12 protein-coding genes and 1 pseudogene are annotated in these 13918 nt (G+C 44.8%); 9 read left to right on the top strand and 4 right to left on the bottom strand.

The window, feature by feature from the left end:
* Positions 1-208 precede the first annotated feature (208 nt).
* Positions 209-661: a MarR family winged helix-turn-helix transcriptional regulator gene (locus ACTS60_RS16910; protein WP_440889368.1), complete on the top strand. Its 453-nt coding sequence runs from the start codon at positions 209-211 to the stop codon at positions 659-661.
* A 640-nt stretch (positions 662-1301) separates the two neighbouring features.
* The gene (locus ACTS60_RS16905; RefSeq protein ID WP_440889210.1) at positions 1302-2930 is read left to right on the top strand and encodes a HAMP domain-containing methyl-accepting chemotaxis protein; all 1629 of its coding nucleotides are present in this window, start codon (positions 1302-1304) and stop codon (positions 2928-2930) included.
* Between the two features lie 61 nt (positions 2931-2991).
* Here ACTS60_RS16905 and ACTS60_RS16900 read toward each other — a convergent pair whose 3' ends face one another.
* From ACTS60_RS16900 to ACTS60_RS16885, 4 genes are all read right to left on the bottom strand, one after another.
* Positions 2992-3561, bottom strand: coding sequence for a PqiC family protein (locus ACTS60_RS16900; RefSeq protein WP_440889209.1), 570 nt, complete (start codon positions 3559-3561; stop codon positions 2992-2994).
* Positions 3561-5207, bottom strand: coding sequence for an intermembrane transport protein PqiB (pqiB, locus tag ACTS60_RS16895; RefSeq protein WP_440889208.1), 1647 nt, complete (start codon positions 5205-5207; stop codon positions 3561-3563). Before pqiB ends, ACTS60_RS16900 begins: the two co-directional genes overlap by 1 nt.
* The gene (locus tag ACTS60_RS16890; protein WP_440889207.1) at positions 5200-6531 is read right to left on the bottom strand and encodes a PqiA/YebS family transporter subunit; all 1332 of its coding nucleotides are present in this window, start codon (positions 6529-6531) and stop codon (positions 5200-5202) included. The genes pqiB and ACTS60_RS16890 overlap by 8 nt, the downstream gene beginning before the upstream one ends.
* Before the next feature lie 99 nt (positions 6532-6630).
* Positions 6631-7530, bottom strand: a complete 900-nt coding sequence (locus ACTS60_RS16885; protein ID WP_440889206.1) for a LysR substrate-binding domain-containing protein — start codon at positions 7528-7530, stop codon at positions 6631-6633.
* A 139-nt stretch (positions 7531-7669) separates the two neighbouring features.
* Between ACTS60_RS16885 and ACTS60_RS16880 the strand changes: the two genes are divergently transcribed.
* From ACTS60_RS16880 to ACTS60_RS16850, 7 genes and pseudogenes are all read left to right on the top strand, one after another.
* A complete protein-coding gene (locus ACTS60_RS16880) occupies positions 7670-8068 on the top strand; it encodes a hypothetical protein (protein WP_440889205.1) in 399 nt (132 codons plus the stop codon).
* 61 nt (positions 8069-8129) lie between these two features.
* Positions 8130-10241, top strand: coding sequence for a protein-disulfide reductase DsbD family protein (locus ACTS60_RS16875; protein ID WP_440889204.1), 2112 nt, complete (start codon positions 8130-8132; stop codon positions 10239-10241).
* Entirely contained in the window at positions 10238-10750 is a 513-nt protein-coding gene (locus ACTS60_RS16870; RefSeq protein ID WP_038889907.1) for a protein disulfide oxidoreductase, read from the top strand. Before ACTS60_RS16875 ends, ACTS60_RS16870 begins: the two co-directional genes overlap by 4 nt.
* Before the next feature lie 113 nt (positions 10751-10863).
* Positions 10864-11620: pseudogene (locus tag ACTS60_RS16865) on the top strand (class I SAM-dependent methyltransferase).
* A gap of 17 nt (positions 11621-11637) precedes the next feature.
* A complete protein-coding gene (locus ACTS60_RS16860; protein ID WP_440889203.1) occupies positions 11638-12072 on the top strand; it encodes a GNAT family N-acetyltransferase in 435 nt (144 codons plus the stop codon).
* On the top strand, positions 12069-12593 hold the full coding sequence (locus ACTS60_RS16855; protein ID WP_440889202.1) for a GNAT family N-acetyltransferase: 525 nt from the start codon (positions 12069-12071) through the stop codon (positions 12591-12593). Before ACTS60_RS16860 ends, ACTS60_RS16855 begins: the two co-directional genes overlap by 4 nt.
* Before the next feature lie 262 nt (positions 12594-12855).
* Positions 12856-13704 carry an MBL fold metallo-hydrolase gene (locus ACTS60_RS16850; RefSeq protein WP_440889201.1) on the top strand — a complete coding sequence of 283 codons (849 nt, stop codon included), beginning with the start codon at positions 12856-12858 and terminating at the stop codon, positions 13702-13704.
* Positions 13705-13918: the final 214 nt, after the last annotated feature.

The following is a 13918-nucleotide window of genomic DNA, read 5'->3' as shown; positions in this document are numbered from 1 at the left end:
CTGTGACTTGATGTGAAATATTGAGCCAAGAGTGCGTGGTAATTAGACTTCTGATCTCGCTTAGGCTCGTCGGAATGATGGAGGGTGGGCTTGTGCTCATCGTTAAATAACGCGTCATTCCCGAAAGCGACGAAGGAGCGTAGTCGGGAATCTCTTATAAACGCAGACTACCCAAATGAAAGCAAAGCCGAAAGTAGAACAAGTAAGTATGAAAGAGCAGAAGATATCTCCAATTTCAGTGTTAGATAAGAGCCCAATGTTTGTATGCGGCGTGATGCAACGAATGTATCGAAACCGAGCGCAAGCGGAGCTGTCCCGACAAAATTTAATGACCTTGGAGATGGCCAGTGCACTCGCGGCATTGGAAGAGTTTCAACCTATGAGTCAGCAAGAACTCGCAGATGCAGTACTTACTGAGCGAAGCGTGGCAAAACGCATGGTTGATAATCTTGAAAAACGAGGCTTGGTCAAGGTGTCTAAAAGCGAGTCTAACCAAAGATTGAAAATCCTTACCTTGACAAAAGAGGGAGGCATTGCAGTACGAAAGGTTCATCGCATCATGAATAATCTACAAGCAGACTTTTTTTCGTGCCTTTCAGAAAAGGAATCAGAAGAGTTCTTTCGTATAGTGAGAAAGATGACACTTGCTAATCACAGTTAGGTGTTAATTAAATAGAAGACATCTCAGAAGAGCACGGAGTTTTTCTGTTGTTAAGTTATCTGTATTACGGACTTCCTTTGATATATCTCTCGTTTGAACTCCAGTATATAAACTAGTTGCTAAGTGGTTCACTTGCCGATGATTAACTAGTTTTCAGAATCATCTTACTTTGAGTTAACGACGTTATTGAGTGTTATAGCAAGCTAGAATGACCAGTGATTTACTACGACTGGCAATAGACCCGTCCAAACCTATCGCAGAATATACAACCACAGTGGCCCATTTAGGCACCGCGCCAAAATGAGGTGTATCAGTTTCATTTAAGCGACCCATGTAAAAAGCTATGCCGAAAGTTGCGGCGTCTTCTTAAAAGCGCAATTGATTGATGAGATTTTGCAAATTCGTCATGAAGTATTACTGAGAAAAATAGCTGATTATTGAAGCGGTATATATAAGTCGAGCTACGTATCAAATTCAGAAAATAGTGATAACAACTTTATCAATGGATGGTTAAAGTTGGCGTGTAACGCCCCAGTTATAAAGAGGCGTGAAGTAGTTACATTGTTAGTAAGTATTGTTTTTTGCGTTTGATGCTGTTTCATTTTTGAGACATCTCATTAACGCTGTCGCGAGGAAGTTTATGAGTATTAAAGACTTAAGTGTCGTAAAGAAAATATGGTTGAGTTATTTGACTGTGTTTGTCGTATTTGTAGTGGTATCTATTATGTTGGTACTGAGCCTATCGACTCTGAATAAGAATATTGCAGTACTTACAGAGAAGAGCCTACCGTCGGTTGCTATTCTGAAGGGGATCCAAGTCGACATCACTAAAGTGCGAAAAGATGAGTTTTCGTTGCTTCCAAATGGGGATCACCCAAAGATTGGTGAATGGCTGAAAGATCTCGATCAATGGCGTGCAGATGTACAGTCAGGGATTGTCGCTTTTGAAGCCTTGGATTTAAATACGGAAGAAAAGCAATCGTTTAACGTCTTCAAGGAAACTTGGAATCAATATATAAAAGAGACCAAGCCTTACAATGATTTGCTGAGCCAAGGGAAGTCTGATGAAGCCAACAAAGTTGTTTTATTTAGTTTCTCTACTTACTCAAAAGCACTAAGTAGCTTAGATGATACGCTTGCCCTAAATGATGATCTGGTCAACCATATAGGTGAAGAAGTGCATGCAGAAGCACTTTCCACTCAATATAGTGCAGGTATTGGTGCGCTCGTTATTATCGTGGTTATCGGGTTGTCTTCAGTTTTGCTTTCTCGAGCGATTTGTCGCCCGGTAGATCGTGCATTGGCGTTTGCTTCTAAGATCGCGCAAGGTCAGTTGAACAACACGATTGACGAGGAAGAACTCACCAAAGATGAATTGGGTACTTTATTGAAAGAGCTTGTGACGATGCAAGGCAATTTGCATTCATTAGTGTCCGAAATTAGTGACTCAACCATTCAACTAACTGCTGCGGTAGAGGAGGTGAGTGCAATTTCTTCTCAAACTGCTTCCGGTATGCAAAATCAACAACTGGAATTGAGTTCTGTTGCTTCTGCAATGACAGAGATGCAAGCCGCTGTAGGGGAAGTGGCACAAAATACCGAAGTAGGTGCGACTTCTGCTTACTCAGCTACCGAGGTAGCGAAGCAGGGGACGGAAACGCTTCAACAAACGATTGCTGTTATCGAGCGTGTATCGCAGACAATTCAAGAGTCGGATGATTTGGCACAAGAGCTTGAATCGAGCTCGAATAACATCAACATGGTTGTTGATGTGATCCGTGGCATCGCGGAGCAGACTAACCTTCTTGCGCTTAACGCAGCAATTGAAGCGGCGCGCGCGGGTGAGCAAGGACGAGGATTCGCAGTGGTGGCTGATGAAGTTCGTTCATTAGCTCAACGTACACAGGATTCGACCTCACAAATCATCGAAATAGTGAATCAACTGCAAGAAAATACCAGCAAGATTGGACACTCAAGTCGAGATTGCCAAGCGGGCATTGCACAGTGTGTCGATCAGGTAAATGAAGCGGGTAATCAGATCAATGAAATTGAGCACTCGGTAGATAACATTGCTCAAATGAGTACTCAAATTGCGACGGCGTGTAGCGAGCAGAACTCAGTCTCTGAGGAACTGAATCGTAGTGTCGAGCACATCAATAGTGCATCAACAGAAATGGCCGAAGGAGCATCCCAAACAGCGGTGGCTTGTCAGCAGATTAGTAGTCTTGCCCATAATCTGAAAGCAAGAATGGAAACCTTTAAGCTCTAAGAGAAGGCAGAATAAAAAGCCCTAGCATTATTGCTAGGGCTTTCTTTTTTGACGTGGCCGATTACAGCTTAGCGGCTATTTGGTCTGTTAGATTACTTAAGCCTTCAGAAAGTGCATCAACAAGCGCGTCGTAGCCTTCATCTTGCAAAGGCGTGGTAATTTTTACGGGGGCGCTGTTTTTTACTTTGCCATCTGCACCAATAATTAGCCATTCGCCTTCAATTTCTGCATTGCCTTTAAAGCTACCGTTGAACTTGCTTAAAGAGAGCTGAAGTTTGCTTTCATTACTCTGATCCAGCAAGTTATTGACTTCAACTGGCCAGTATTGCGCTTGTTTGGTTCGTAGCTCGTTAATCACGCGAGATGTGATTTGCTCAGAAATGTTATGTGCCCATTGGTTGTGCTTTGCCTGAACAACCTGAGTTTCTGAAGTGCGATATACAATTCCGCTATCAGCGAGATAACTGGCTAACTCGACAGGACGCACGATGAGTTGAGGTCGCTCGACAGCAATGGTGTTATTCACAGTAGTCGTGTCGAATTCTGGCAATACATATAAAGCATCGGTATTTTGCGGCGCGCTACTACAGCCAGCGAGTAGGGCAGAGAGCAATAAGATTCTACATTTCATTATTTTTGTCCTCTAACTGGCATAGGATCGCTCACATCATCTTTTCCGAATACAAGTGAGTTTGGCTTTTCGTTTAATTGCTGCAATACAGGCCTGAACTCTGTCATCACTTTTTCTAGCTCTTTCAGCGTTGATTCCATTTCACTGTACATCGTTGAGTTTGGACCATAGCCATCAAGTGTGTTTTGCAGCTGTTGCAGGCTTTGGCGAATATCAGCGGGGATAGCTTTAGTATCTTGTTGATTCAGTAACTTATCGATACTGTTCGCAACACGCTCAGCAGATGCCAGTGTCTTCTCTGAGGTCTTTAATGTCTTGTTCAACGAGTGCAACGTATCTTCCATAGGTAGGTTGTTAATCTTATTTAGGAAGTCATTTACCTGTCGCTGAACTTGAGCAAAGCCACCTTGTTTTGTCGGAAATACGTCCAAACCTTCGAAAGTACTTGCCATGTAAGGCTTTTCGTCAGGGTAGAAGTCAGTATCAATATACAATGCACCAGTTAATAAGTTTCCGGTTTTTAGTGTACCGCGAAGACCCTTCTTAAATTCATCCTTTAACTTGTCTTTAAACAGTGCAAGCTTGTCTGCTGGAAGGTTGTCATAAACTCGGCCCAGTTCGATACGTACTAATACTGGAATTTTTTTCGCAGAAAAATCTTCTTCTGGCGTTGGCATTCGCATTGGCACTTTCATTACCGTACCAATTCTTAGACCTCGGTACTCAACAGGCGCTTTACGTTTCAAGCCTCTAACCGATTCTTCAAACATCATAACGAACTGGATGTACTCGTCATACATGCCTTCGCGAACCTGTTTTACGTCATCAAATAAACGGAATTTAGCCATGTCTTCAGTGATTTCTTTTCCATCACCCAAGCCAGGAATCGTGTCAAAAGTCACGCCGCCAGTGATTAAGCTTTCTAGCGAGCCAAACTTCACTTCAAAGCCTTCTGCATTTAGTTGAAGATCGACGCCCGAGCTTAACCAAAAGTGGGTCTTGGTACGAACTAGGCTGTCATAGGGTTTGAAGATAAATAGCTGATACAGAGCTCTACGTGTATCGACATCAAAGCTGGTAGATTCAACTCGACCAACCGTAAAGCCTTTGTAAATAACGGGATCACCAACACCTAGCTTGCCTGCTTCACGGTTAGTTAGCACTACTCGAAGACCTTCTGCATCAGGAGCGGCAACGGGTGGCACATCCAACACATCAAAATGCTCTTGCTCTATCTTAGACTTACCAGGTTGAAGCTGAATGTAAGCGCCAGAAAGTAAAGTCTCTAACCCCGATACCCCTTCACGACCGATGCGTGGTTTCACCACCCAAAACATCGAATCTTCACGAAGCATACGGTCAGCGTCTTTATTCATCTGCGCGGTGGCAATGATGTGGTCATAGTCCTTGCTCAGTTTTACATCGGTAATCACACCAACTTTTACGTTTAGCGCTTTGATCTCGGTTTTACCTACTTCGATACCTTCAGCTGTCGGGAGTTTTAGGGTGATTTCTGGTCCGGTACTATTGATGTACTGGAACAACATCCATGCACCCATTGCCAATGCAAGAATCGGGATAATCCAAATTGCAGAGATCTGCTTTTGTGGTGTTATTTGAGCGGTTGTTTTTTTCTCATCACTCATATTTGGCTTTCTCAGTTAAGTTATCTGTTAGTGGCTCCTGCGCTTCTTTTTGTGGTAGTTGCCACAATAAACGCGAGTCAAAAATCATTGCAGAGAGCATGGTAAAAATGACCACTGCGGCGAAAGAGAGTGCTGCAGGGCCTGGGTATATTGCCATTAAATTTTGTAGTTGTACTAAAGCCACTAGGATGGCAACAACAAAGATATCGATCATAGACCAACGGCCAATAAATTCAGTGATCCGATAGATTTTTAAGCGCGAGATACTCTCTTCTGGAGGTAAGTACTGTGCTTTCTGGGCGTTGTAGTAGAGCCAAGCTAAAGCCAACATTTTCGCCATGGGAATAAACACACTAGCAAAGAAAATGACGGCAGCGATAGGATACGAGCCTAATTGCCACAACAAAACGACCCCTTGCATGATGGTTGAGCCTTCGGAATGGCCAAGGCTGACGGTATACATCATCGGATATAGGTTCGCTGGGATATAGAATATGATCGATGCGAACAACAGCGCCCACGCTTTCTGTAGGTTATTCGTTGGATTGTATCGATGAATCGGGCTATGGCAGCGAATGCACTTTTGGTGTTTCTTATCTTCAATCGGGTTCAACTGATGGCAAGTGTGACAGCCAATGTGATTCTCACTGTGATGGGTATCGCCTTCTCTTACACTTGGTAGCTCAACAGCGCTAATGAAGTGACCCCAGAGCCAGCTTTTATCGACCATGGAGATGCATTTTACAACTAACACCGTATACACGCAGAATGCCCAGAATGAGCTGCCCATACCGACATCTGCGAGAGAGGCGATTTTAATCAGGCTAACCAATACACCAATCAGAAATACATCGACCATTAGCCAAGGTTCCACCCGGAATAAAATTCGGCACAGCACTTTTGCCATGCGCGTTTTCTTTTTGCTTAATGGGTGCTTCGTTGATTTCAATGCTTCCAAGTGAAGGAACAATATCAGACCAACATAAATGGCAGGTAACACGACTACGGTAGCCAGTAAAAGGACACCAAGTAAAACGTTGTGAAACTCAGCCAGCATTTTGGCTGCATGCATTAACGTTATTTCTTGTGTGAGCCCTTGAACGCTAAATGACATGAATGGAAATGAAATGCTCAAAACCAACATGATCAAACTAGCGATCGATACCGCCACTACACTTTGATAGGGTTTAGCGTTAACTTTTGTTAGTGAGTGCTCGCAGCGTGGACACTGTGCTTTTTGACCTTGCTGTATGTCTGGAATACGGACAACTAGGCCGCATTCTTCACAGGCGATCAATTGGCGAGAATTAGGTTGAATGCTCATTCAATTATTATTTCGTACTTTTAATCACTAAGAATAACCCTTTTTGTCGATATGCGCTTGTTTTAGCTGGGTTGTTTTGCTCTCTTCTTACATTCGTTACTAAAAATCCTGCTCAAATTTGGCTTTAACGAAGTCGATAAAGGTGCGCAGGCGTTTAGGCTGGTAGCGATCTCGATGGAAAATGGCGGATAGCGGCACAGACGGGATCTCCCATTCCGGCATAACTTTAACCAGTTGGCCTTGCTCGACTTCCTCGTCACAGTAACTTAGTGGCACACGAATAATTCCGTTACCGTGTAGTGCACCCATAACGAGTGCTCGGCCGTTTTTACAGCGCAGATTGCCTTTCACTATCACATCACTGTGTTCTTTCGGGTTAGCGACGTTACGGTAACTCCAGCGAGTGACGGAGCCAGTCAGAGTGCGGTGTTTTGCCAGTTCTTTTGGCGTTACTGGTTCCCCATGTGTTTTGAGGTAGTTCGGGCTGGCAAGCGTGACCATATCAATCATCATCAGTTTACGTGCGACGAATCCTGCGTCTTCTAGTTCGCCCATACGAATCGCGACGTCGAATTGGTCTTCAATTAAATCAATTCGCGGTGAAGAGAAATCCAAGTCCACAATTACATTTGGATACTCCAACATGAATTCGTTGACGTATTTGGCAATGATGTCCTCGCCGATGTAACCACCCACGCAGTTTATGCGAATCAAGCCACGAACTTCTTGTGTGTCGTCGACTGCGGCGATCAACGCTTGGTCGATATCGCGCAGTGCCTTCTCACATTCTTGGTAAAAACGTTCACCAGCATGGGTCAAACGCAGAGTACGCGTGGTGCGAGTCAGTAAGGTCACGCCCATCTGTGCTTCAAGCCCACTTATTTGGCGAGACACATGAGAACGAGAGACGGAAAGCGCTTCTGCCGCTTTGGTGAAGTTACCCAGTTGAGCGATCAAAACGAAGGAGCGAATATCAGCAAGATTAACTTTATTGAGCATGTTGAATTATTTACAGAAACGGTAGTCATAAGACTATCACAGTTAGTTACGAAAACGCGCTGTTCAAAAAATCATACCACTTGAGGTTTATGCTAACTTGCGTATGATTTCCGGCGTTTCCACATTTATCGAAGTTAGAATGCATTCATCCACTTTACAATCTGCTGCGTCCCGACAACAGGGCAAATGGCTCCTAGCGCTAATAGGCTGGGTGATTGTGGTGTGCCTGATGAAAAATTCTGGCTTGATGTTCAGTTGTGCCATGCAATATGACGCGAGCTCGACTTCTGCGGTTGTTGGCGATGAAGTTAAAATCGTAAAAGCAGAAAAAGGGCATGACACGAGTAAATGTGAATTGTCTGAAAAGCTGATTCAATTTGCTCAGCAACAACTGGAAACCTTGGTCGTTGTTTTGTTTGTCGGCATTCTCGCGCTTGTCGTGTGGCGCTGTTGTGCGTTCGCCAGCAAAAGGCAATGGACCGAACCGATAGCCCGAAAGTATCGAGTCCATCTCACCTTGTGTGTATTCCGCGAATGACAAGTGATTTCTGACGAGTTTCGTCAGCGATTTTCTACACTTGTTTTAACTAGGAATAACTATGAACCACATGAAAAAAACGACTCAAGCCGCGTTGATGCTCATCATGACGCTGGCACTGAGCTTATTCTCGCTAATTGCCCAAGCACAAACGACAGACACGGGATGGCTGACCAACCCGCAGCATCCACCTGTGCAAACGCGCTTTGTCTTAACCGGACAGCAAGACCCGAATACCAACACCATCACAGGTTACCTTGATGTCAAACTGACCGGTGACTGGAAAACCTATTGGCGTTCGCCAGGTGAGGGCGGTGTTGCACCTTCCATTGATTGGGAAAAATCACAAAACCTGACCAAAGTGGATTGGCAATGGCCGTACCCACAGAAATACGAACTGCTTGGCATCGAGACGCTAGGCTACAAAGGTGACACTGTCTTTCCAATGACGTTGCACGTCGAAGACATGAACAAACCAGTGACGATTGATGCGACGCTGACCCTGTCTTCATGTACCACCATTTGTGTACTAACCGATTACCACATTCAACTGTCTTTCCTACCTTCCGACCTACAAGTTGATGAAGGAGTGATGTTCACTTACGCGCAAGCGGTCAGCAGTGTGCCTCAAGCGTCGCCATTTATTGAAGTGACAGAAGCAAATTGGGATGCAAACCAATCTAAGCTACAAATCAAACTGACTAACTCACAAGGTTGGCAAAAACCAGAAGTGTTGGTTGATGGCGTCGATGAAGCAACCAGTGATTACAGCTTCAAATTAGAAGGGCAGCATCAAGAGGGCAATACACTTACCGTAAACTACCTAGTGAATACTTGGTTGGGTGATGTAGAGCTGGATAACCAATCGGTTTACGTCTCAATCAAAGACAACAACTTATTGGCGCAAGAAACCGCGCAAGCCAAAGCAGGTGTGATTACTGAAGCCTTACCAAGTACATCACTGGTGAACATTTTCTTGTTCGCGTTACTCGGCGGTTTGATTCTCAACATAATGCCTTGTGTATTGCCAGTTCTCGGCATGAAGCTAAGCAGCATCGTAGCGGCACAAGGGGTTGCACGTCGCCAAATTCGCACTCAATTCGTGGCTTCTTCGCTGGGTATTCTGACGTCGTTCTGGTTACTGGCTGGCTTTATCTTAGTGCTGAAGCTCACTGGTAACGCCATCGGTTGGGGCGTTCAATTCCAAAGCCCTTGGTTCTTAGGTCTAATGCTGTTGGTTACCGGATTGTTTGGTGCCAACATGCTTGGCTTGTTTGAGATTCGCCTGTCATCAGGTACCAACACTTGGTTAGCGTCGAAGGGTGATAACTCGCTATTTGGGCATTACGTGCAAGGTATGTTCGCGACTCTGTTAGCAACGCCTTGTTCAGCACCTTTCTTAGGCACTGCGGTGGCGTTTGCACTGGGTGCAGAAGTGGTGACTCTGTTTGCTATCTTCACTGCTTTAGCTTTGGGCATGGCACTGCCTTGGATCTTAGTGGCTATTTTCCCTGGCATTGCGTTGAAACTGCCAAAACCAGGCCAATGGATGAATGTCGTGAAAATCGTATTCGGCATCATGATGCTGGCAACCAGTGCATGGTTGTTGTCATTGATGGCGAATCACTTGCCAGTATTTTGGGTCATCCTGATCGGCTTGGTTGCGTTCATCGTTATCATGACGCGTGTTAAACGTATTTATGGCAATAAAGCGTTGACAATTTCCGGCACAGTATCATTGATTCTGATTGCTGGTGGTCTGGTACTAGGCAGTGTGACTGCCAATCACTGGGCAACGCCATTGCCACAAGATTTGGCTTGGGAAAAACTGTCAAACGAAGCGATTGCAGACCACGTGAAGAATGGCCGTGTGGTGTTCGTCGATGTTACCGCAGATTGGTGTGTGACTTGTAAAGCCAACAAGATCGGCGTGATCTGGCAAGATCCGGTTTACTCACTGTTGCAAAGCCCGAACGTGGCGACACTGAAAGGCGATTGGACACATCCGAATAGCTCAGTGACCGACTTCTTGCGTGCACATGGTCGCTTTGGTGTGCCATTCAATATCGTTTATGGTCCAGCTGCGCCAGAGGGGATTCCTCTACCAGTGATTCTGACTGACGATGTAGTGGTGAAAGCCATCGAACAAGCGAGCGGAGGCACGATTAAGTGAACACAGTAAAAAAGCGCAAGTCGCTCAAATACTGGCTTAGTCAAGCGTTGCAAATGGTGCTCATGGTGACCGTGATTTCGGTCGCCATGGATTGGTACCGCACCAAAGACATCCCTAAAGAGCAAGCACCGCCTCTGAGTGCGATCATGGCCGATGGCGAGTTTGTCGATGTGATTGCCAAAAGTCATGAAGAACCAGTGGTTGTGTACTTTTGGGCAACTTGGTGTCCGGCGTGTAAGTTTGTTAGCCCAAGCGTGAGTTGGTTAAGCGATTACTATGAAGTGGTTGCAGTATCCGGCGCATCCGGACCGGAAGAGCGCGTACAAAAGTTCATGCAGGCGAAAGACTACCAGTTCGACAACATCAACGATCCGAAAAGCAGCATTATGCAAGAATGGAGCATCAGCGTGACGCCGACTATCTATGTATTAAAAGATGGAAAGGTAAGCTCAATCACCACAGGTGTTACGACACCAATAGGCATTTTAGCAAGGATCTGGATGGCCTAAATCAATGTGTAGCATGTCGACTTTTTTCACGCTTTTACAATAACATAGGTGTTTAAGTGAGTATGGCGTGCTACATTCGGGCTCTTGATGTAGATAATAAACAAGGACTGTTTTTGAAGACACAAGACCTGAGTGAGTTCGCATCGGGCATGGAATACGATGCGCAGTATGATAAACACTACGAAGACGATATCGCTCTGATACAAAAGCACATCACCGCGATAGGGGCTCGAAGTTTGTTGGATGTGTGCTGTGGTACGGGTATTGTCACCATACCTGTCGCAAAGCAACTCGATAATGCTGTCCGGTATTGATATTGCCGAGGGGATGTTAAAACATGCTAAAAATAAAGCGCAGGGGTTAGATAACCTTTCTTTTTTGCATCAGGATGCCACTCAATTCTCTCTCGATAAACGCTTTGATATTGCGATCATGACGGGCAACGCTTTCCAAGCTTTCCTCTCCGATGAGATGCTAGTTGGTGTCCTTAATTCGATTTCTAATCACCTTAATAACGGTGGGTGTTTCATCTTTGATACCCGTTTACCAACGCCAGATAACTTGGAAATTGATGCTGAAATGTCGCTGTGGCAAGCCTATGAATTGCCCGACAAAGGCGAAGTGAAGTACATGGGGATGAGCGAACGTTATGACGCTGAAAGTGCAATCCTTTATTTGAAGAAAGAACGTCACTACCAAGATGGATCAACAACACACTCAAGCATTGATTTGAAGTATCGAAAGTTATCTGAAATTGAAGCATTTCTTGCTCAGGCGGGGCTAAGTATTACCGAAAAATACAGTTCTTGGGCAGAAGAGAAGTTTTCTGAAAATTCAAACAACCTAATTTGCGTCGCAGAGAAGCTTTGATTTATGGGGAGTACACCATGCAAGGATATCGTATTAGCACTGCCTTTGAAGACATGGATCTGGATTGCATCCATCACTTCATTTCACAGAGCTATTGGGCGAAAGGAGTGCCGAGAGACACGCTAGATAAAGCGGTACGAAACTCCTTTTGCTTCGGAGTGTTCACTGCGTCGAATCAACAAGTCGCATTTGCTCGCCTTATTACTGACAAAGCCACCTTCGCTTATCTTGCCGATGTTTTCGTGCTCCCAGAGTTCCGTGGGCAAGGCATTAGTAAATGGTTGGTTTCTGAAATTGTCTCCCACCCAGACCTTCAAGGTTTGCGAAGGATGATTCTTGCAACGCGTGATGCTCATGGTCTGTATGAGCAGTGCGGCTTTAAGCCTATCGAGCCTGTCGAGAATTTTATGCAGATATGGAACCCAGACGTGTATCAAGGTGAGAGTCAGTGAGATTAGAAGCGCAACACGTGGCAATTCGTCATATTGAAGAATCGGACGCGGTGCCTTTGTTTGAAAACTACCTTGGCGATGAGCAAACGTGTTTGTATCTCAATCGACAAGCCCATCTAAGCTCAACTCGAACATTGCAAGCTATCAATAGATGGCGAAGCCAGTACGAGTTGGCTCACCCTAATATCTTGGTACTAGCAATCGAAGAAATTGCCTCTCAAGTCCCCATTGGTTGCTTGGTGTTAATCCCTGAAAAAAGCAGTAGCGAAATTCACTTTGGGATCTCTAGAAATTATCAAGGTAAAGGGTATGCGACTCAGGCGTGTAAGCTTGGTATTGAGTATCTAAAAAGTATCGGAATCGAGCAGATTCATACAGCTCCACATATCGACCATCGAGCCAGTATTCGCGTGCTCGAAAAGTGTGGATTTAAGAAACAAGGGGTGTTGAAGGAACATGCTGTGTTTCCAGCGCTCAGCGCCAATCCACAAGACTGCTTAGATATGTGGTTAGAAGATTAACTAAGCCCAAAATATGTGTTTTGGGCTTTTGTTATTTAGGCTTTATTGCACCTGCTCGTCTGGGTGACTCCACATCAATGGATCAGAAAAAGGTCCCTTGATGGGCTAAGTGGATTAAAAATAGAGTAAGAATCGAAGGTGATTGAGAACTGATGTCGCAAACCTCTGTCTAATCACACAATTAGCATTACTTTTTTCTAGAAGTATCAAATCTCGTTATTGTCCCTCCCACTAAAGCTGTTCAACGTCACTAGGAGACACCATGATCGTTACCACTCTCGTTGATAATTCTCGTGTTGAGGACAGAACCGATCTCTGTGTCGAACGCGGTTTATCACTGCATATCGAAACTTTAGGTACAAAGCTGCTCTTCGATATGGGCAGTGGTAGAACGTTTTGCGATAACGCGCCTTTACTAAATATTGATATTCAAGAAGTGGATCTCGCCGTTATTTCTCATCGACATCATGACCATTGCAACGGAGCGTCCCACTTCTTGAAGCAGAATGACACCGCTCGCATTTACTTGAAGGCATGTAAAGAACAGGATTACTACTTTCGCGCCTTTGGTTTTAAAAGCGATGTTGGCATCGACAAAGCTTTGTTAGACAAAACAAATGACCGCATAGTGCAAGTACGCGAAACGACGCAAGTTGCCCCGAATGTTCATGTTATTACCAAGATCAGCGACAAGTACCCACAACCTAAAGGCAATCAGTACCTTTATACCCAATCGAAAGTTGGCAGCTATGAGCAAGACGCTTTTGAACACGAGTTACTTTTGGTGATCAAGGAAGAAGATGGCTTGGTTGTGTTCACGGGATGTGCCCACAGCGGAGTACTGAACATGGTTGAAACCGCCATTGAGTTGTTTCCAAACAGCACAATTAAAGCGGTAGTTGGTGGCTTTCATCTCGTAGGCCTGCCCGTGTTGAATGGTATTGGTGGCACCAAAGACGATATTAGAGCACTGGGTAGAGCATTATCAGAGTATTCGATTGATAAGTTTTATACGGGGCATTGCACTGGCATGAAGGCGTACGGGCTGTTAAAAGAAGTGCTAGGGGAGCGTCTAGAACATTTACCGACAGGTCGCAGCGTAAACCTATAAATTTTCATAGTGATTTACTAGGGTCTGTTGTTCTTTCGTGGTTAAATTTTGTTCGGATGGGGACGCCTAGTCAGAATCGTTTTAGGCGAGGCAAGGAGTGTGTAGCCTAGTCATTCTAAGCAAATACTCTTTAACAAAGCATGAAGCGATTTTAGCCGAACCCTTAGGGCAGCGCTTGTTGGCTATTTCTACTGCGTTATCGACTTCTCATGTA

It is taken from the genome of Vibrio sp. WZ-1, from assembly GCF_052037695.1.
Taxonomy (GTDB): Bacteria; Pseudomonadota; Gammaproteobacteria; order Enterobacterales; family Vibrionaceae; genus Vibrio.
Note: the sequence above shows the minus strand (reverse complement) of the source record. Positions and strands in the feature narration are given on the sequence as shown.